At 37.9% G+C, this 18,303-nt stretch carries 23 protein-coding genes; 12 read left to right on the top strand and 11 right to left on the bottom strand.

Annotation, left to right across the window (positions count from 1 at the left end; genetic code table 11):
• Positions 1-2 precede the first annotated feature (2 nt).
• Positions 3-770, top strand: coding sequence for an alpha/beta fold hydrolase (locus tag BUB03_RS15315; protein ID WP_073064752.1), 768 nt, complete (start codon positions 3-5; stop codon positions 768-770).
• Positions 771-1,316: 546 nt separating this feature from the next.
• Here BUB03_RS15315 and BUB03_RS15310 read toward each other — a convergent pair.
• On the bottom strand, positions 1,317-1,934 hold the full coding sequence (locus BUB03_RS15310) for an HD domain-containing protein (RefSeq protein ID WP_073064749.1): 618 nt from the start codon (positions 1,932-1,934) through the stop codon (positions 1,317-1,319).
• A gap of 27 nt (positions 1,935-1,961) precedes the next feature.
• Positions 1,962-2,261, bottom strand: a complete 300-nt coding sequence (locus BUB03_RS15305) for a rhodanese-like domain-containing protein (RefSeq protein WP_040995675.1) — start codon at positions 2,259-2,261, stop codon at positions 1,962-1,964.
• Positions 2,262-2,423: 162 nt separating this feature from the next.
• On the opposite strand from BUB03_RS15305, the gene queG reads away from it, so the two are divergent.
• The 4 genes from queG to BUB03_RS15285 all read left to right on the top strand — a co-directional run bounded on the left by queG (position 2,424) and on the right by BUB03_RS15285 (position 5,543).
• Entirely contained in the window at positions 2,424-3,377 is a 954-nt protein-coding gene (gene queG, locus BUB03_RS15300; RefSeq protein ID WP_073064747.1) for a tRNA epoxyqueuosine(34) reductase QueG, read from the top strand.
• A gap of 356 nt (positions 3,378-3,733) precedes the next feature.
• Positions 3,734-4,411, top strand: a complete 678-nt coding sequence (locus tag BUB03_RS15295; RefSeq protein WP_394363667.1) for a TIGR02117 family protein — start codon at positions 3,734-3,736, stop codon at positions 4,409-4,411.
• A gap of 5 nt (positions 4,412-4,416) precedes the next feature.
• On the top strand, positions 4,417-5,067 hold the full coding sequence (locus BUB03_RS15290; protein ID WP_073064741.1) for a murein L,D-transpeptidase catalytic domain-containing protein: 651 nt from the start codon (positions 4,417-4,419) through the stop codon (positions 5,065-5,067).
• A 14-nt stretch (positions 5,068-5,081) separates the two neighbouring features.
• Positions 5,082-5,543, top strand: coding sequence for an SRPBCC family protein (locus BUB03_RS15285; protein ID WP_073064738.1), 462 nt, complete (start codon positions 5,082-5,084; stop codon positions 5,541-5,543).
• Positions 5,544-5,640: 97 nt separating this feature from the next.
• On the opposite strand, the gene BUB03_RS15280 is transcribed toward BUB03_RS15285, so the two are convergent.
• The 4 genes from BUB03_RS15280 to BUB03_RS15265 form a co-directional block, all read right to left on the bottom strand.
• Complete coding sequence (locus tag BUB03_RS15280; RefSeq protein WP_040995678.1) at positions 5,641-6,069, bottom strand: cold-shock protein; 429 nt, start codon at positions 6,067-6,069, stop codon at positions 5,641-5,643.
• 624 nt (positions 6,070-6,693) lie between these two features.
• Positions 6,694-7,530, bottom strand: a complete 837-nt coding sequence (gene lgt / locus BUB03_RS15275) for a prolipoprotein diacylglyceryl transferase (RefSeq protein ID WP_073064735.1) — start codon at positions 7,528-7,530, stop codon at positions 6,694-6,696.
• Between the two features lie 229 nt (positions 7,531-7,759).
• Positions 7,760-7,954, bottom strand: a complete 195-nt coding sequence (locus BUB03_RS15270) for a cold-shock protein (protein ID WP_040995680.1) — start codon at positions 7,952-7,954, stop codon at positions 7,760-7,762.
• 71 nt (positions 7,955-8,025) lie between these two features.
• Entirely contained in the window at positions 8,026-8,646 is a 621-nt protein-coding gene (locus BUB03_RS15265; RefSeq protein WP_083538956.1) for a DEAD/DEAH box helicase, read from the bottom strand.
• A gap of 522 nt (positions 8,647-9,168) precedes the next feature.
• Here BUB03_RS15265 and BUB03_RS15255 point away from each other — a divergent pair.
• A complete protein-coding gene (locus tag BUB03_RS15255) occupies positions 9,169-10,116 on the top strand; it encodes a beta-1,6-N-acetylglucosaminyltransferase (RefSeq protein WP_073064728.1) in 948 nt (315 codons plus the stop codon).
• 85 nt (positions 10,117-10,201) lie between these two features.
• Here the strand turns inward: BUB03_RS15255 and BUB03_RS15250 are convergent, their stop codons facing one another.
• Together BUB03_RS15250 and BUB03_RS15245 are read right to left on the bottom strand one after the other, a co-directional pair.
• Entirely contained in the window at positions 10,202-11,011 is an 810-nt protein-coding gene (locus BUB03_RS15250) for an anti-sigma factor (protein WP_073064725.1), read from the bottom strand.
• A gap of 1 nt (position 11,012) precedes the next feature.
• The gene (locus BUB03_RS15245; protein ID WP_042279208.1) at positions 11,013-11,531 is read right to left on the bottom strand and encodes an RNA polymerase sigma factor; all 519 of its coding nucleotides are present in this window, start codon (positions 11,529-11,531) and stop codon (positions 11,013-11,015) included.
• 300 nt (positions 11,532-11,831) lie between these two features.
• Here BUB03_RS15245 and BUB03_RS15240 point away from each other — a divergent pair, with 300 nt between their 5' ends.
• The 4 genes from BUB03_RS15240 (at position 11,832) to BUB03_RS15225 (ending at position 15,458) form a co-directional block, all read left to right on the top strand.
• Positions 11,832-12,401: a fasciclin domain-containing protein gene (locus tag BUB03_RS15240; RefSeq protein ID WP_073064722.1), complete on the top strand. Its 570-nt coding sequence runs from the start codon at positions 11,832-11,834 to the stop codon at positions 12,399-12,401.
• A 79-nt stretch (positions 12,402-12,480) separates the two neighbouring features.
• Positions 12,481-13,191: a ferritin-like domain-containing protein gene (locus BUB03_RS15235; RefSeq protein WP_040996358.1), complete on the top strand. Its 711-nt coding sequence runs from the start codon at positions 12,481-12,483 to the stop codon at positions 13,189-13,191.
• A gap of 25 nt (positions 13,192-13,216) precedes the next feature.
• On the top strand, positions 13,217-14,029 hold the full coding sequence (locus BUB03_RS15230) for a ferritin-like domain-containing protein (protein ID WP_040995685.1): 813 nt from the start codon (positions 13,217-13,219) through the stop codon (positions 14,027-14,029).
• A gap of 175 nt (positions 14,030-14,204) precedes the next feature.
• Positions 14,205-15,458, top strand: coding sequence for a hypothetical protein (locus BUB03_RS15225; protein ID WP_073064719.1), 1,254 nt, complete (start codon positions 14,205-14,207; stop codon positions 15,456-15,458).
• Between the two features lie 193 nt (positions 15,459-15,651).
• Here the strand turns inward: BUB03_RS15225 and BUB03_RS15220 are convergent, their stop codons facing one another.
• Complete coding sequence (locus tag BUB03_RS15220) at positions 15,652-16,239, bottom strand: Crp/Fnr family transcriptional regulator (protein WP_073064716.1); 588 nt, start codon at positions 16,237-16,239, stop codon at positions 15,652-15,654.
• Between the two features lie 282 nt (positions 16,240-16,521).
• Between BUB03_RS15220 and BUB03_RS15215 the strand changes: the two genes are divergently transcribed.
• Together BUB03_RS15215 and BUB03_RS15210 are read left to right on the top strand one after the other, a co-directional pair.
• Positions 16,522-17,247 (top strand): SDR family oxidoreductase, encoded by a 726-nt coding sequence (locus BUB03_RS15215; RefSeq protein WP_073064713.1) that lies wholly within the window; start codon positions 16,522-16,524, stop codon positions 17,245-17,247.
• Between the two features lie 53 nt (positions 17,248-17,300).
• Positions 17,301-17,657 (top strand): glyoxalase, encoded by a 357-nt coding sequence (locus BUB03_RS15210; RefSeq protein ID WP_073064710.1) that lies wholly within the window; start codon positions 17,301-17,303, stop codon positions 17,655-17,657.
• A 129-nt stretch (positions 17,658-17,786) separates the two neighbouring features.
• Here the strand turns inward: BUB03_RS15210 and BUB03_RS22280 are convergent, their stop codons facing one another.
• Both BUB03_RS22280 and BUB03_RS22275 read right to left on the bottom strand, forming a co-directional pair.
• Positions 17,787-17,981, bottom strand: a complete 195-nt coding sequence (locus BUB03_RS22280) for an SDR family oxidoreductase (protein WP_394363668.1) — start codon at positions 17,979-17,981, stop codon at positions 17,787-17,789.
• On the bottom strand, positions 17,951-18,187 hold the full coding sequence (locus BUB03_RS22275) for an SDR family NAD(P)-dependent oxidoreductase (RefSeq protein WP_394363666.1): 237 nt from the start codon (positions 18,185-18,187) through the stop codon (positions 17,951-17,953). The genes BUB03_RS22280 and BUB03_RS22275 overlap by 31 nt, the downstream gene beginning before the upstream one ends.
• Between the last annotated feature and the right edge of the window lie 116 nt (positions 18,188-18,303).

The raw sequence follows: 18,303 nt of genomic DNA, 5'->3' as shown, positions 1-18,303 counted from the left end.
AGATGGAAGAGAGAATCATTGAAGTAAGGGATCAGAAAATTTATACAGCTTTCAGTAACAAATTCAAAGGTAGACCGGTTATTATTTTTCTTCACGATTCCTTAGGCTGTACGCAGCTTTGGAGGGATCTGCCTTTAAAACTGTCCGAAATGACAAACTGTAACGTTTTGATGTATGACAGATCAGGCTATGGAAAATCCGGACTTATGGCTACTCACGAAAGGCCGGTCAATTACATGGAACTTGAAGCCGGTTTGCTGAATGATTTGTTAAACAAACTAAATATTGATAATGCTATCCTATTCGGGCACAGCGACGGAGGGACTATTTCCCTCATCACAGCGGCAAAATATCCGGAAAAGGTAAAGGCCGTCATCTGTGAGGCAGGACATATTTTTGTGGAAGACGTTACCTTGAAAGGAATTAATGATGCCGTTGATGCTTACAAAACAACCAATCTTGCAGAACGTCTTGCCAAATACCATGGTAATAAGGTGGAAGCACTTTTCAGAGCCTGGACGGAAACCTGGACCCGTAAAGACTACAGAAGCTGGAATATTGAATACCTGTTAAAAGATATTCACTGCCCGTTATTATTTATTCAGGGAGAAGCTGATGAGTACGGCACATTGGATCAGGTTGAGAAAACAGTGTCCCAGGTGAGTGGTATGGCAGAGAAATATATCATTCCCGGAATAGGACATACACCGCATAAAGAAATTCCTGAGCTGGTTCTCGCTAAAGTATCAGAGTTTATAGAAAAAATATAGCTGTTTACAAACAAAATCAGCTGTAACAGAAGCATCTTGACTTTCAGCAAGGTGCTTTTTTATGCTTTATAATCAATCTGAAAAGATCTGCTAATACAACTTGTACAAATAATTCATTAATTAGAACGGGAAATACACATGATCAGCTCTGTGACTTCATTTTTAAGCTGTTTGCCTATTTAACCATGTACAAGTTTTGACAAAAATATGAAAATAGAAAATTTACTTTTCTGATAAAATTTTAAATCTATTTTTTCAAAAAGATTAACCTTTTTAGATTTTAAAATTCTCTTTCCAAAGCCGTATCAATTTCCTGAAAATTTACATATAATATACAAATAAAATCACTATTGTGTGATATTTTATTTTCTATTTTTGGAATATCAAAACAGCGATGCAGGAGATTCTAAAAACAAATTTGATGAAAAAAATCCCCTATAAGGAAATTTCCAATATTTCCCCCTTTGGTTTAGTTGATGGATAAGTTGTGTTTGAATGAATGGTTCCATTCTGGAGGTGTGGCTTTGCTGCATCTCCTTTTGTCATTTATAAAAGATTAAGTTCCGCAGCTAAATTTTCTCTTGCCTGCTGTTCATATTTATCCCTGAAGTCCTCTGTTTTAAAAATACTTTCCAGTTCCAGAAAATGTTTCAGCACCTTTTTCCTTCCCGGCTTGTAAAGAATATCGGGGTATAAGGCATATTCCTTTCTGATCTTCCGGGTGTAATCGAAATAGTCGGCAGAATCTTTTCCAAGGATGGAAAGATCTGCATCCAGAAGATAATTCGTATCCGTATCATCAGACTTGTGGTGCGATTTTGTTGCCAGTATCTGAGCCTCAACCCTTGAAACCATATCCGGATTCAACCCTATTTTCTGAAGCCTTTCCACAGCACAGGAGGCACTTTTCTCTTCATTGGACTTTGAAGAAGCATCATAAATGACATCGTGGTAAAATACAGAAAATGAAACAGCATGATCATCCTTAATATGGCTTTTTACATTTTCCAGCTCCAGAAACATATTTTCCAGATGGAAAAGATTATGGTAATGCCGGCCTTTTCCGGAATATTTCTTTTCAATTTCCAGCCACATCGCTTGAACAAGATCCCGGTCTTTTGTGTAATGAAGACAAAGCTCCATAAATTTTTCCTGCAGATTCATAATAGAACCGTGTATAAAAAAAGGAACTTAAAAAGTTCCTTGATTTGCTTCCAATACAGCTTTCAGTTCGGCCCAGCCTCCGCCGTTGTAACCGTCCTTCAAGCCCTGGCCGTTAAGATATTCCAATGCTTTTCCGCTTCTGTTTCCGCTTCTGCAGAATAAGATCACAGGTTTGTCAACAGATAAAATCTCTTCTTTTCTGTCTTCTACCTCCCCTAAAGGAATATTTTGAGCCCCGTCTATATTTCCGTCCATTTCAAGCTCCATAGGCTCACGAACATCAATTAATTTATAGTTTCCTGATTGTATAACTTCTATTAAAGACATAATATTTAATTTAGATTAAAAATAATAACGAAAATACGTAATTTTTTGCTTAAAAAACTCTTTATAGAAACTTAAATTTTCACAAAAAAACCTTAAAAGGTAAGCCTGGTACACCTTTCACCTGAAAGCTTCAGATTGGTAAATTAATCTTAATTTTGCAGAATGGAAATCCTCAATGCCGGTGCCGAAAAATATTCACTACTCATCAAGTCCAAAGCAGAAAAGTTTGGGTTTCAGAGCTGCGGTATCTCAAAAGCGGAATTTCTAGAAGAGGATGCTCCTAATCTCGAAAAATGGCTTAAGAACAATTTCCATGGTGAAATGAAATATATGGAAAACCATTTCGATAAAAGACTTGATCCAAGGCTGCTCGTAGAAGGTTCAAAATCGGTTATTTCACTATCTTACAATTACTTCCCGAAAGAAAAGATCTCTGAACTGGAAAATTATAAAATTTCAAAATATGCCTACGCAGAAGATTACCATGAAGTAGTAAAAGAAATTCTCCGGGAAATGGTTTCGGAACTTCAGCAGGAGATAGGCGAGTTCGGCTTCAGGGTTTTTGTAGATTCTGCACCTGTTTTGGAAAGAAGCTGGGCCAGAAAGTCAGGAATAGGATGGGTAGGAAAAAATGCCAACCTGATCACCAAACAAAATGGCTCTTTCTATTTTCTGGCTGAAATTATCTGCGATCTTGAACTGATCCCCGACCATGCGACCACGGACCATTGCGGTACGTGCAGGAAGTGCATCGATGCCTGTCCTACAGATGCTATTGTTTCGGAAAAGATCATAGACGGAAGCCGGTGTATTTCCTATGCAACCATAGAACTTAAAAACGAAATTCCTGATCATTTTAAAAATAAAATGGAAGACTGGATGTTCGGTTGCGATATCTGCCAGGATGTATGTCCCTGGAACCGGTTTTCTTCCCCGAATCTCCAGAGCAGATTTACTCCGAATCATGCACTAAAAAACTTCAAAAAAGGAGAGTGGAAAGAGATTACCCAGGAAATATTTTCCGAAATCTTCAGAAAGTCTCCCGTAAAAAGAACCAAATTTGCCGGCCTGAAGCGGAATATCGAGTTTTTGGAACGTTCTGCAGAAAAAGATTAGGATAAATTTTTGGTAACGAATCCTTATCTGGAATGGTAAGGTTCCAAAACTCAGGAGGGTAACCGGCCATCCCTAAGCTGTGCATCTTAAGGAGGATAAGATTTAATTCATTAAGAATCTTCGGAAAACTTTTCCTAAAAAGAAAAATTGACTTTCAGGAGACAAATGTCCCACAGAAAATCAACGTTTTTTTTGTACTCTTTTCGGAGCTGTTTTTACTCTTATTTTAAATCTTTTTTGTGATTTTGTATTTTTACGCATATTTGTGAATATTTCGTAACTAAATTTAATCATTTTTTCGATTAAAACAAATACTTTTACGGAAAATTGAAGATTAAATTTTATTAAACATGACTTTGAAAATTGTAATTATATACATTCTGAAAACCCTTGGAATTATTCTGGGAATTGTTGCCCTGTATGTCGTTATGGCGCTTCTGCTGCCGCTTATAGAAGTTTCTGCAGAAAACGACGGGCAGCCGAAAGATATTCCCATCTATATTTACACCAACGGAGTACATACAGATGTTGTAATGCCTGTAAAAAATGATCTTCAGGATTGGAGCGCAAAAGTTCCGTTTTCCAATACAAAATCAAAAAGAACAGATTACAATTATATAGGAATAGGCTGGGGCGATAAAGGATTTTACCTGGATACTCCAACCTGGGCTGATCTGAAGTTCTCCACAGCTTTTAAAGCAGCGTTCTGGCTAAGCGATTCAGCGATGCACTGCACTTATTATACAGCCATGAAAGAAGGGGACGACTGTAAGAAGATGATGATTAGCAGGGATCAGTACAAGAGACTGGTGAAATTTGTAGAGGATAATTTTGACAGAGATCAGAACGGAAATTTTATCCTGATTCCTACCGATGCGGTGTATGATGTAAATGACGCATTTTATGATGCCAAGGGAAAATACAGCTTCCTGAATACCTGCAATACCTGGACCAACAATGCACTGAAAGCTGCAGGACAGAAAGCTGCTCTCTGGACAGCTTCGGATTTTGGTATCTTCAGACATTATAAATAATTTCAATGAAGTTTTTTGCAGTAATTCTTGCACTTTACAGCCTCCTTTCATGTAGTAATGAACCCGGTAAAAGAAATCATCAGACTTCAGTAAGCCCTGATATTCAGGTAGAGAAAAGACCAGAGGCAGATCTTTCTAAAATGGCAGTAAAAGCAGAAGAAGCTCTCAGATTCTGTACTTCAAAAAAGCTCAATACGGATTTCTGTATTCTGATCGATATGAGTCTTCATTCCGGGGTAAAGAGAATGTTTATCTGGGATTTTAAAAAGAAATCGGTGATAGAAAAATACCTTGTGGGTCACGGCTGTGGTACAAATCCATGGAGTTTGGACGGTTCAAAAGACCATCCGAAGTTCAGTAATGAAGACGGAAGCCATCTGTCATCATTAGGAAAATACAAACTGCAGGAAAGAGGATACAGCGAATGGGGAATCAACATAAAATACCTGATGCATGGTCTGGAAGAAACCAACAGCAATGCCTTGAAGAGATTCATTGTTTTTCATTCCTGGGATAGGATGAATGATGATGAAGTTTTTCCAAAAGGTTCTCCTGAAGGATGGGGTTGTCCCACTGTTTCCAATAACGCTATGAGAGAGATTGATCCCATGCTAAAAGGCTCTGAGAGACCTGTACTCATGTGGATCTATTTATAATATACAGAGAAATTATGAAGCACAGACTTATCCGGGAACAGCAGCTGAATTGTGACAGGGCAACGGCCTGGAAGTTCTTTTCTTCTGCCAATAACCTTTCGGAAATTACCCCAAAAGATATGAACTTTGTTGTACTGACTGCAATGGAGAATGACGAAATTTATGAAGGAATGTTGATCGATTATTACGTTTCACCGCTATTTGGGATAAAAATGAAATGGCAGACAGAAATTATCAAGGTAGATTTTCAAAGGAGTTTTATAGACTTTCAGAAAAAAGGACCGTACAAACTCTGGCATCATCATCATGAATTTATTCCGAATGAAAAAGGAGTATTAATGAAAGACACTGTAGATTATGAGCTTCCCTTGGGATTCTTGGGTGAAATAGCCCATGCGGTTTTCGTTAAAAAGAAATTGGAATATATTTTCGACTACCGGTATGCCGTGCTGGAGAAGATGTTTAACAAAAAATAAGGAGTACCAATTATAATTAACTCTTACGATAAAAGCCACCTTTTCGGGTGGCTTTTTATTGTCTTACAAACCTGCAGTTTTTCAGCAGATCTGTTAATTATTTGATTAACTGGATATTAACAGCGGAGAAGCCTTTTGGAGATTTTTCTTTCTCAAAAGATACTTTATTACCTTTTTTTACAGGGTGTGCACAGCTGTTGTTGTGAAAGAAAACATTTTCTTTGCTGCTGTCCTCAGTAATAAAGCCGTAGCCTTTCTCACTGTGGAAAGTAATGATTCCTGTCTTTCTGATGTCTTCCTCCACAATCGGAGCGGCACCAAGCTGGATATCATCAATGTTTATTTCCTGTCTTTCTCTGTTTTCAGGAGGTGTAGAGGTAAGCCTTCCGAATTCATCTACATACATGAAAACATCTTCTGCCCCTTTGTTGTTGTTCGTCTTACGATCTTCGCGTCTCAGCGCTTTTTCTTTTTGTTTTTGAATTTTTTTCTTGAAATTTTCTTTTTTAGAAAAAGAGTCTGCCATAAATTATTTTAGTATTAAATTTTATATTGTAGTTATTGGTTACTGATCTGCCAAATACTTGTAAGTTGCAGTCATCCGTCTGATCTTCCTTATGAAACGAAACGTCGAAAGCAGTTTTGTTTTTGGCCGTTCATCAGTAAAAGAAGTGATTTTTAAAAAATGAGGCGTCTGAAAAAGCGGGAACTGAAAGAAAGAATTTCTATACTATTACAGAGGGCAAAGGCAGCGGCCTATTAATTAATATACAAATATACGATAATTAACCGAATAAACCTATTTTAAATCATTGATTATCAAAAATATATTTTGCTGTCCAAAGCTGTGTATGTATTTCAACATATAAAGCCTAATAAAAAATCCTCAGTGACCTGAGGATTGTGGAAAATAATATATTATAAAAATGAAGTGGTGTATAATATGTTTCGTAAGGTAGCAAATGCTATGCCTAAAACTCACAAATTTTGGATTTTTTTTGTGTGAAAGCTGAATTTCAGGGCGTTTGAAGAGTGTATAAGTCTGGTATGTAATGGGATATATTCTTTATGCAGGATGAAAAAAAAGAAGATTTTCATAAAAAAACCTCCGAAATGATTCATCTCAGAGGTCTTAAAATACTTTTTATAATTATGAAGCTTTTATAGGTCTGCTGTCCCGGATACTTTTAATGATAAAAAACAGTCCCAAGAACAGAAAAGGAATACTTAAAATTTGTCCCATATTCAGGCTCATTCCTTTTTCAAAATCAACCTGGTCCACTTTTATAAATTCAACAAAAAAACGTACAATAAAGATCAGCAGGGTAGTGATTCCAAAATAAAATCCTTTTCCTACCTTAAAGATATCTTTCTTGTAAACAGAATATACCAGTAAGAAAATGATCAGATAGCAGATGGCTTCATACAGCTGTGCAGGATGTCTTGGAATATTGTCAACCTGTCTGAAAATAAAAGCCCACGGAGCATTGGAAGGAGTTCCTATGATTTCAGAATTCATCAGGTTTCCAAGTCTGATAAAAGCACCTGCTAAAGGGGTTGCGATTGCGATGACGTCCAGAACAGTCATAAATTTAATGGAGAATTTCCTTGCATAGATCAGAAGCATGATAATTAGCCCGATGCCGCCGCCATGGCTTGCCAGTCCTGCATATCCTGAAAAATGATAAGCCCCGTCAGCTCCTTTTTGAATAGGAAGAAAAATCTCTATCGGGTGCTGGGCGTAGTAATCAAAATCGTAAAACAGGCAGTGGCCTAATCTTGCACCGACCAGGATTCCGATGAATGCATAAGAAAAAAGGGCTTCATGAGCTTGACTGCTCAGGTTCTCTTTTTTATAGATGGTCTTTAAGATGGTATAGCATAAAACAAGGCCGGCAAGAAACAGCATACCGTAATATTTTAAAGGAAAACCGGAAATATTGAAAATTTCGGGACTTACATCCCAGTTAACGTATAATAAATTCATTGATGATAGTTGTAGAATTATTTTTCAGTGGCAAATATAGCAGGATATAGCCGTTTTTTAGGAATAGAAGCCAGACTTTAGAAGATTTTGAGGGAATATATCATGTTTTTGCAGATGATGTATCGCATTTAAATAAAAAAACCTCTTACATTAAGCAAGAGGTTTTAACGGACACTGAATAAAGAGTATTGCTACCAATCAGCCAATGCCCGTTAACGGTATATTCAAATTATGCCAACTTTACGTTAACTGCATTTAAACCTTTGTCGCTTTTTTGTACTTCGAAAACTACTTTATCGTTTTCGCGGATCGATCTTGTATCTAATCCTGAAGAGTGTACAAAAATATCTTTTCCTCCGTCTACTGGAGAAATAAATCCGAAGCCTTTTGCTTCATTGAAAAATTTTACGGTGCCTTCTTGCATAGTAATGGGTATTAAAAAATTATTGTATTAATTATTGAAGATTTTTCCTGAATTTTCTGGAAGAAATCTGTTTATATTATTTCTATTGGGTTTTTGAGCATGGTATCTGCAAATTTCCGGACGTTTAACGGCATAGTTGCGGAAAAAAATAAGGTTTGTCTTTTGGGCGAAATCAGTTTTAATATTTTTTTTACATCGTCTGAAAATCCCATGTCAAGCATTCTGTCTGCTTCATCCAGAACCAGGATTTCTATTTTAGAAAAATCAATATGTCTCTGGCTTAGCAGGTCCAGTAGTCTTTCAGGCGTTGCGATAAGAATGTCAACTCTTTTCCCCAGGGCTGCCAGCTGACTTCCTGATAACACGCCATCAAAAATGGAAAGTTGTGATAAGGGTAAATATTTGCTGTAAATTTTAAAATGTTCCTCGAGTTGTAAAACCAGTTCCCGTGTTGGAGTTAATATTAAAATTCGTATTTCTTTATGGTCAGATGTATTTCTTTTTAGCAGTTGGAGAATGGGCATAGCAAATGCTGCCGTTTTTCCTGTACCGGTTTGGGCATGTCCTATAATATCCCTTCCTGCTAAAATAGGTGAAACAGCCATATACTGTAATTCTGTAGGTTTGGAATATCCGGCTTCTGTAACAGCCCGGACTATGGGATCGATTAAATTTAAACTTTTAAAACTCATTGTATTCTACCGGAAATCCGGTTCTGAGTGGCCAAATCGGTTAGGATCTGAATTGTTGTCCTTGTATATAATAAGAATAATGAATATTGGTTTATACCATCCTTATTTTAAATTATTATTTTACTTTGCATTAACCTGGACAATAAATTCGGTTGGGAAAATATTTGCTGAGCTTTGCAATATCGTTCTTATTCTCAAAGCAGGATCTTTTACAAACCCATGCTGTTTTGAACTTTATAATTACTTTTTACCTGAAGCCAGGAAAGCAATATTAAAAATTATTTTAAAAAATAAATTTTAATCGGGCAGCTGAAAAAGCAAAACTGAAAGAGAAAAATGAGATTTTAAACTATTACAGAGTAGCAAGGGGCAGAGGCCTGTTTTTATAAGTGCTTTGCAAATCTACAATAAAAAAAATGAATATTGACTGATTTAAATTATTGATTATCAAAAATTTATTTGTAGCTTTCGCACGTTAACTGAATTGTTTGCAACCAAGCGGATGATTTTAAATCCGTACCTATGCAGACGTCTGTTCCTACAACCAATCCCCAGCCTCAAACTTTAGAGTCACACTCGAATCAGCATGTGAGAATTGCTTACTTCATTATGATTCATCATAAACCTGAAGTATTCAAAGCGATGTTCCAGAAGATCTATACCAGAGATCAGTTTTATCTCATTCATATAGACCGGAAAGCTAAAGAAGAGTTTACCGATGAGATTCAGATGTATCTCATCAGGTTTCCCAACGTCTATATTCTGGAAAGCATTAATATTGTAGCCGGAGGATTTAGTACGATCCAGGCTGAACTTGATGCGATGGAATTTCTGCTTAATGTCAGCCAGGAATGGGATTATTTTGTTAATCTGAGTGGTGAAGATTACCCTTTGAAATCACAGAACATCATCAGGAAATTCCTTACAGAGAACAATGGAAGGAATTATCTTTTCTATTATGATCAGAAATTTTACCGTCCGGATACTCTTAAGAGAATACAGAATCATTTTACAGAGCTGTCTTATAAGGTTTCATCTATAATCTACAAAAGAGAATTCATGAAGGGAGTTACACCCTACATAGGTGGAAAATGGGTTATTTTTACAAGGGATACCTGCGCTTTTCTTGCCAATAATAAAAGAGTGATGAATTTTGAGGATTATTATCTCCATACATTTCTCCCGGCTGAATCATTTTTTCAGACTGTTCTTATGAATACTTCTTTTAATGATCTTATTGTAAATGCTGATAAAAGAGCCATCATAGAAAAGCCGATATTTGGCAAGAAACAGACATCAGATGAGCTTATTCTTTTTCTGAAAGCTACCAACCACCTTTTCATCAGGAAAGTAAATGAGAAAACAGAAGAAAAGGTTCTGAAATACATTGAAGAAAGCTACGATCATCCTTTACCGGAAATAGATGAGGTGGAGCGGGAGCTGAAAATTAATAAAAGACAGGATAATTAACTTCTGTATGTCCCCCAAATATTATATTATTAAACATTATGATCCGAATGGAAATATCAAAAAGCCTTTACTCTAAAGTATAGGCTTAGATTTCACCCATTACATACATGTTTTCCATAGTAGGGACTGCACTGCCGCCTTTTTTCTCGAGAGTTATAGCGAATGCCTGTGCTTTTGGGATATTTGCAAGTGCAGTTTTGCTGTCTTTTTCTTCGCTGTACATGCCTGCGCTTACAGGTTTTCCATCGGCGATGGCCCACAGCTGATACTGCATTCCTTCCGGAGCTTTTGGAAGACTTTCAGCGTTAAGGTATACTTCTTTGGTCTTTTTATCCCAGAAAACCATTGCTTTAGAGTCTGTATGCTTTTCTACTCCTTTCAGCATTACCATCTGCATATCCGGATTGGAAAATAAGCTCATCTTCTGATTCATTTTCTGCATAGCAAGCTCCTGCGACTTATTTTCAGTCTGCATTTTGGCTATTTCTTTTTTAGTTTCCGCATTGTTGCTCATCCAGAAAAGATTCCCGGCAGCACTGATCAGAAATAATACGGAAGCTGCGACTGCATAGGCTTTCCAGCTGCTTTTTCCCTGAATTTTAGTCTCTTCCTGAGGTCTTGCAGCAGGAATATCCGTAACAACAGGCTGTATTTTTTCAGCAGTCTCTTCCTGTTGCTGGATCTTATTCCAGATTCTGGATTTTAAATCAGACGGAGGAGTTATGGCCTGGCTTGTTGCCAGATCTTCCAAAGTTTTCTGGGCTTCTTCAAAAGCCGCTTTCACTTCAGCATTATTCTTCATCACACACTCCAAAATCCCTGCTTCCTCAGGAGAAGCAAGACCTAGAATATAAGATTCTATAATTCCGGATGATATGTATTCTTTTGTGTTCAATTTATTGATAATCTTTTAACAAGTCCTTTAATTTTATCAGCGCATTCCGCATTTTGGTTTTCACTGTTCCAAGGGGAATCTTTAGCTTTTCGGATATTTCGTTCTGGGTATATCCCTGGTAATAGGCCAGGTCAATAAGTTCCTGTTTATCTGTTTCCAGACCTTTAAGCACATTATTAAATCCAATAAAATCGGACGAGTTGTTGGTTGTTGAAAGTTCTGCAGAATTATATACGAAATCCGGAAGTGACTGGTTTTTAAGCTCGTTCTGAAAGCCTTTTGATTTTAAATAATCTATTGCCGTATTTCTGGCAATATTTATCATCCAGGTATAAAACCTTCCTTTTGATGAATCATACTGGTGAACAGCATTCCAGATTTTAACGAAAACATCCTGAATAACTTCCTCCGTATATTCTTTAGACTGTACGATTCGGAAAACCACACCATACAGGGCCCCTGCATAATGATCGTATAAATAATGAAAGCCTGATTCGTTTTTTTCTCTAAGTAAAACGATAAGCTCTTCTTCCGAATAGGTTGTTTTAATAGTGTATAATTTTCATTCCAAATGTAATAAAATAAAATATATTACAAATAACATCCGAAAAATCTTTTATATCGTAAATGATTTTATACATCCGATTAAGATTATCATTAAATCATCAGCACCGGTAAATACTTCCTGTTTGATGAGATTATAATAAAGATTTAAAAAAAATAATAAAAAAACAAACTTTTTAAATCTGATTCACAAACAAAGTCGTAAATGATTCTAAGAACACAACAGAAACAGATATTAACTTAAAAAATCAATAAAATGAACACAAACTCAAAAATCGCAGTTCTGGCAATGGTAGCCTTATCATTTGCTTTCGGCGGGAAGGTAAATGCACAAACGATGAAAGAAAAAACAGTAATGGTAGGTGGTGCGGCTATGTATCCCTCCAAAAATATTATTGAAAATGCTGTACATTCTAAAGATCACAAAACTTTAGTAGCCGCTGTAAAAGCAGCAGGGCTGGTAGAAACCTTACAGGGGACGGGACCTTTTACCGTACTGGCTCCTACCGATGCCGCATTTTCTAAACTTCCGAAAGGTACCGTTGAAACTTTGGTAAAGCCTGAGAATAAAGAAATGCTTACCAAAATTTTAACCTATCATGTTCTTGCAGGAAAATACAATGCTAAGGATATCTGGGCTGCTGTAAAAGCTGGAAACGGAAAAAGTATGATGAAAACAGTAGAAGGTGAAGGACTTACTTTCTGGACTAAAGGAAAAGATCTTTATGTACAGGATGCTAAAGGAAATAGTGCAAAAGTGACGATAGCTGATGTGAACCAGTCAAATGGAGTGATCCATGTGATTGATACGGTGCTGATGCCGTAATGTTTTAGTTTTTAAGCAGCATAATTTTTTTATGCTGTTTTTTCTCTCTCATATTCTCAACACTCAAACCAATAATATTATGAAAAAAACTATTAATGTTTCTAACCAGGGAGCGACTCTGGATACAAGCAGAAGAAACTTTCTGAAACTGGGAGGCATAGGACTGGCTATGGCAGGACTTACCCTCATCGGTTGCGATGATGATACTGACTTCGGAATGATGGGTGATAAGGTTTTTGACCTTGGAACCGGAGATGTCGGCGTTCTGAATTATGCCTATGCTCTTGAGCAGCTGGAGGCTGATTTTTATACCAAAGTAGTTAATAATTTTTATTCGGGAATCTCCAGCGCGGAAAAGGAAATTTTCACCGACCTTTACCACCACGAGGTCATTCACCGTGATTTTTTTAAGGCTGCTATCAGCGGAGCGACTTCTAATGTCTTGCCAACCCTTCAATTCCAATATTCCAATGTAAATTTTAACGACAGAAACTCAGTTCTTGCTACTGCAAAAGCTTTGGAGGATACAGGAGTTGCAGCTTACAACGGTGCCGGAAAATATATTACCAATCCCGCTTATCTGGTGATTGCCGGAAAGATCGTTTCTGTAGAAGCCAGGCATGCGTCTGCGATCAGGAATATCATCAATCCCGGATCAACAGATTTTTCAGGTGATGATGTGATTGACAGTAACGGACTCGATCTTGCCAAAGAGCCCAAAGATATCGTTATGGCGGCAGGAGGATTTATCAAAACTCCTTTCACATGGAAAGAAAGAGGAATCAGCTAATTATTCATTTTCAAAATCTACAGTTATGAACATTCTTAAATTACTCGATAAGCTTTCTAATGATAAATTTTTTACCACAGAAGCAACAAGATTAGAAACTCTTACCCATATTTCAGCATTCGGCAAAAAAGCTGCAGTCGCTTCGGTTCCATTAGGTTTGGGAGCACTGATGACAACACCAGCTAAAGCAGAAACACCAGACCATTCGTCCGGAAATGTTTTTAAAAATGCTCTTACCGATGCCTTACAGCTGGCATTAGTGCTGGAATATCTGGAAAATGAATATTATGCTATAGGACTGGCTGCGGCCGGACTTATTCCAAATTCAGACCGGCCTGTTTTCATGCAGATCTCAAAGCATGAATCGGCTCACGTATCATTCCTTAAAAGCACACTGACATCTTTAGGAGTAACTCCCGGGGCAAAACCAAATTTTGATTTCACAGCTGGCGGAAGTTTCACGCCTTTTACAGATTATAATCAGTTTCTTATTCTTGCACAGGCTTTTGAAGATACCGGTGTCCGTGCCTATAAAGGGCAAGCTGGAAACGTTATGTCAAACGGTGCTGTTTTACAGGCAGCATTGCAGATTCATTCTGTAGAGGCAAGACACGCTTCGCAGGTAAGAAGAATGAGAGCGAATAAAGGCTGGATAGAATTGGCCAATGGAGGAAGTATGCCTTCTGCCACTGATCCTGTGTACGCGGGAGAAGATAATGTAAATCAGGCAGGATTCAATACCGCAACTGCTTTCGGAGCAGCGGCAGGATCTGCGGCTTATGATGAAATATTAACAGGTAGTGAGGCTCAGGCCATCGCAGGGCTGTTTATTGTATAACATAGTTTATTATTTAGGTGTGAGTCCTATCCTTAGAAATATCTGGGATAGGATTTTTTTTGCATTAATTATCAAATATCGGGAAAATAGTACCCAAAAGTGTAATTGACTTGTTTCGTTCTTATGACCAGTTTTACAGTTGAAATAAATAATTCCTAATAAAACGAAAACAGCCATGAAAACACTACCTTTAAAAAGCTTCAGGATTTTTGTAAGTATTTTCTTACTCACTCTGTGTACATATCTTTACTCCCAGCCTGTTTTAATGGGCCGGATTTATGATCAGGCGCATGGGCAGAGCTTTGCCCTGTACAGTGACGGAATGACTATCCAGGACGGGAATCCCATGAACAGAGGAATGACTTTTCGTGATCCCTCCGGAATGATGTACCTGAGACTGCCTGCAGCTAATCCATACCAGAAAGCTTTTTTTCTGGACTATAACAGGAATGTGATTGAGCTTGATTATATGCTGGGAAGCAGGGTTATAGGCTATGCAGATGTTCCGGTGCCCCAGAATCCTATGATCAATTATGTTCCGCCGGTATACAGCCAGAATGTGGGTGTCCAGACAGCCAATGGATTTCAGCCTTTGCCCACACAGATTGTAGACACCAATAACCCGTATGGGAATCTGATGATCACCAATGAACAGACCGCAAAAGGGTGTTATGAACAGTCGATGAACTTTAACGGAACATTGGACAAGCAGAAATTTGGTGACTGCATGGTGGCGAATATGGCCGGAAAGAAAGAAAACGAAATTTATAACTGTGTGAAAAATGCGTCAACCCCGGAAGAACAGGCTTTATGCCTGGTAGGAACCATGGGAGGTAATAATGAAAGAAAAATATCTGCATCTCTGCTCAAATGTTATAAACAGTACGGGAATGATTACAGCAAATATCCTTTATGCTTAGCCGGAGAATCTTCCGATCCTGAGCTTCAGAGGCTGCTATCATGTGTACAGCAGCAAGGGCAGTATGGGCAGGTGAACTTTATGAATACCGCCATGTGTTATGGGGCCGGCAAACTTAATCTGAATACAGAAGCCCAGATTGTAGTACAGTGTGCCGTAACTTCCGGAGGGCAGCCCTATGTTTTCGCAGGGTGTGCAGGCGGGCAGCTGATGTCGAGAGAGCTTGATAAATGTCTGACCAATGGAGTAGGAGGTGATTCCGGCTGCTTTGGCAAAAATAATGATATTGTAAAAGGCTTAAGTAAAATTGGGCTCGAGCTTCAGAACCAGTTTGGTCCTAATAATGACATTGTAAAAACATGGAATAATACAGTTCACGATATCCAGTATGGTCCGGGGAAAAATCATGAAGTGGTAAAGGTATTTACCAATGTAGGAAATGAACTGGGGAAAGCGGGAAATAATATAGGAAAAGAAATTAAAAAAGTACTGCCGAAAATCAAATGGTAATAACAGAATAGATGATTTTTTATACTAATGGAAAACCTCTGATAGTAAAAATCCAGAGTTTTTTTTGCATTCAGAGCCTCAGGAAAATGAGAGTATTAAAAATAAAATCAGGTGACAAAATACTTAAATCAATAACGACAAACAATAAAAAGCGTTGATAGACATCAACGGTTTTTTATAGAAGGCTGCTATTTTACTTTTTAAGAGATTGATTACGGATTCGGCTAAGCGTTTCCTTGGTAATTCCTAAATAGGAAGCGATGATGTGCTGTGGGAACCGTTTCAGGAAATCAGGATACTTTCGCAGCAATTCTTCATATCGATATTCCGCAGTATAGTTGATGGAGGAATGCAGTCTACTTTGCATGGCCATATGATGGGCATCGTCAAGTTTTATCCGTAACTGACAAAAAGCGGGAATAGAGTTAACTTTATCATACCAGCCATCTGCCTTTGGAAGCATCAGTACTTGGGTTTCCTCCCAGGCATCAATATTATATATCGACGGTGTTAACCTATGGTAGCTTTCCCTGTCTGAGGTCCACCAATTTTCTATGGCAAGATTCAGCACATGCTCATTCCCTTTCTCATCTACCGTGTATTGACGAACGGCTCCTTTTACAACAAAAGAAATATACTTACATACATCACCTTCCTGTAACAGGAATTGCTTTTTTCTAAACTTCCTGGGAATAAATGCCTTACGCATCAACTCAACATCCTCCTCTGAGAGTGGGATAGTGGTGTTTTGGTCCAGATAATTTAAAAGCGCAGTAAGCATTTCGTAAAGATAAACAAAAGGGGTGTAATCAGGAAATATCAGAATTCGGATATATTGCCTGAGAAAACCGACCGTTAGTGGCTGGTGCAGTACTTTTTGAAGGTAAGAGCTCCAATACAATCTGTCTTCGGAGGGATAAATAACGAAAAGTATTGAATGTGAAAATGTTGATGTAGATCAACAATTTTTTTTATCATATCTCATCGTAAAGCCGGATTCATTCAGGATATCTTTGGTTAATCAGAAAGCACCGGATTATATACTAATATTAAACCAAATAAAATGATCAGAACAAACGGAATTTTGAAAGATAAACATGTAATGATTGTCGGGGGAAGCTCAGGTATCGGACTTGCGACGGCAAAACAGGCAAAAGCGGAAGGAGCAATAGTTACGATTGTAGGTTTCAATCCTGATCAGACTGAACGGATAGCCAAAGAAAATGAATTTGAATGGAGGGCCGCCGATATTACAAAACAGGAAACGATCAAGGTTGCATTATCGGATGTTAGGCAGGTAGATCACCTGGTTCTTCTGGCGGGTACATTCGTTGCCGGAACAGTTTTGGAGGCAGATATAGATTATCTGCATAAAGCTTTCGATGAACGTATTTGGGGAGCATTGTATATCATCCGTTCGCTTGATGAAATGCTCTCACAGGATGCATCAATCACTTTCACTTCCGGTGTGCTGGCAGACCGTCCAGGACCGGGAACTGCAATATTGGCCGCTGCATCTTCTGCAGTAGAATCTCTGGCCCGTGGTCTTGCCCTTGAGCTTGCACCACGTCGTGTAAACACGGTCTCACCCGGGACTACTGATTCACCTCTTTTGTCCAAGTCTCTGGGATCAGGCAGGGAAGCATTTATAAATTCGATGAAAGAAAAGCTCCCATTGAAACGCGTAGCAACGACAGACCAGGTGGCATTGGCTATTTTATTTTTTATGACCAATGAAATAATGACTGGAGAAACTGTGCATGTGGACGGAGGACAAAGGCTTATTTAGAGAACATCAGATCTAATAGCAATAGGAGAATTTTTAAACAAAAATAAAATATAATGGAAAAATTATTTGACCAATTACAAGAAATACACGTTGCCGCCTGGAATGAAAAAGACGAAAAAAAACGTGAAGAGCTTCTTAAAAAAGTTTATGCAGATGATATTAAAATGTATGATAAGGAGATTATCCTTGATGGCTTGAAAGCTGTTTCTGATTTTATAGGAAAACTTATAGCCGAGGATCCTTCGTATAAATTTTCTGAAGCAAAACCTATAGAACAGCTTCAGAACAGTGCCCGGCTTTTTGGACACATCCGGACCGGAAAAGGGATGCTCAACAGTATGGACTTTTTCCTGACCGAAAACGGAAAAGTAAAACATCTGTATGCATTTATTGAACCTGTGGGAGAATAGGTAAAAATAAATTTACAGAAATAATAAAGAAGGTACTCATGAATATGGATACCCTCTTTATTTCTGTTTAAAGATTAGATTACTTACAGATATTTACCGGGCTTAAGCACCTGGAAGAAATTCCATATTTTAAGCGTTAAAGCCACCGTCAACTGTAATAAATGCTCCTGTAATAAAACCACTGTCTTCTCCAGCTAAAAATGCAACCGCATTGGCTATGTCCTTTGCTTTACCATATTCTCCGAGAGCTATTCGGGTTCTGAGAAAATCTGCAAATTCTGTATTGTCAGGATTCATATCCGTGTTGATTGGGCCTGGCTGCACAAGATTAACTGTAATTTTTTTTGAACCCAGTCACGGGCCAGACCACGGGTAAACCTTTGTAAGGCAGATTTACTCATAGTATACAAGGTTGTTTGAGGACCAATTGCATTCTCTGCCATATTGCTCCCTATTGAGATGATCCTGCCACCTTCAGGCATGTGCTTGACAGCCTTCTGTGATGCCAGGAAAACAGCTAACTCTTTCACTTCATCCTCGGTAAGGGATATCTTTTTACTTCTACATTTATATTGCTAATGTAAGACATGAAGTTTTGTTTCAAACAATGTGGCGTGCGATGATATTCTATTTGGAAAAATAATAT

This window comes from Chryseobacterium oranimense (assembly GCF_900129755.1).
GTDB classification, from domain to species: domain Bacteria; phylum Bacteroidota; class Bacteroidia; order Flavobacteriales; family Weeksellaceae; genus Chryseobacterium; species Chryseobacterium oranimense.
Note: the sequence above shows the minus strand (reverse complement) of the source record. Positions and strands in the feature narration are given on the sequence as shown.

Bases quoted from the DNA above. Each gene is read 5' to 3' on its own strand.
- BUB03_RS15315 (WP_073064752.1), top strand. From the start codon at position 3: ATGGAAGAGAGAATCATTGAAGTAAGGGATCAGAAAATTTATACAGCT.
- BUB03_RS15310 (WP_073064749.1), bottom strand. From the start codon at position 1,934: ATGAATCTGCAGGAAAAATTTATGGAGCTTTGTCTTCATTACACAAAA.
- BUB03_RS15305 (WP_040995675.1), bottom strand. From the start codon at position 2,261: ATGTCTTTAATAGAAGTTATACAATCAGGAAACTATAAATTAATTGAT.
- queG (WP_073064747.1), top strand. From the start codon at position 2,424: ATGGAAATCCTCAATGCCGGTGCCGAAAAATATTCACTACTCATCAAG.
- BUB03_RS15290 (WP_073064741.1), top strand. From the start codon at position 4,417: ATGAAGTTTTTTGCAGTAATTCTTGCACTTTACAGCCTCCTTTCATGT.
- BUB03_RS15285 (WP_073064738.1), top strand. From the start codon at position 5,082: ATGAAGCACAGACTTATCCGGGAACAGCAGCTGAATTGTGACAGGGCA.
- BUB03_RS15280 (WP_040995678.1), bottom strand. From the start codon at position 6,069: ATGGCAGACTCTTTTTCTAAAAAAGAAAATTTCAAGAAAAAAATTCAA.
- lgt (WP_073064735.1), bottom strand. From the start codon at position 7,530: ATGAATTTATTATACGTTAACTGGGATGTAAGTCCCGAAATTTTCAAT.
- BUB03_RS15270 (WP_040995680.1), bottom strand. From the start codon at position 7,954: ATGCAAGAAGGCACCGTAAAATTTTTCAATGAAGCAAAAGGCTTCGGA.
- BUB03_RS15265 (WP_083538956.1), bottom strand. From the start codon at position 8,646: ATGAGTTTTAAAAGTTTAAATTTAATCGATCCCATAGTCCGGGCTGTT.
- BUB03_RS15255 (WP_073064728.1), top strand. From the start codon at position 9,169: ATGCAGACGTCTGTTCCTACAACCAATCCCCAGCCTCAAACTTTAGAG.
- BUB03_RS15240 (WP_073064722.1), top strand. From the start codon at position 11,832: ATGAACACAAACTCAAAAATCGCAGTTCTGGCAATGGTAGCCTTATCA.
- BUB03_RS15235 (WP_040996358.1), top strand. From the start codon at position 12,481: ATGAAAAAAACTATTAATGTTTCTAACCAGGGAGCGACTCTGGATACA.
- BUB03_RS15230 (WP_040995685.1), top strand. From the start codon at position 13,217: ATGAACATTCTTAAATTACTCGATAAGCTTTCTAATGATAAATTTTTT.
- BUB03_RS15225 (WP_073064719.1), top strand. From the start codon at position 14,205: ATGAAAACACTACCTTTAAAAAGCTTCAGGATTTTTGTAAGTATTTTC.
- BUB03_RS15220 (WP_073064716.1), bottom strand. From the start codon at position 16,239: ATGCTTACTGCGCTTTTAAATTATCTGGACCAAAACACCACTATCCCA.
- BUB03_RS15215 (WP_073064713.1), top strand. From the start codon at position 16,522: ATGATCAGAACAAACGGAATTTTGAAAGATAAACATGTAATGATTGTC.
- BUB03_RS15210 (WP_073064710.1), top strand. From the start codon at position 17,301: ATGGAAAAATTATTTGACCAATTACAAGAAATACACGTTGCCGCCTGG.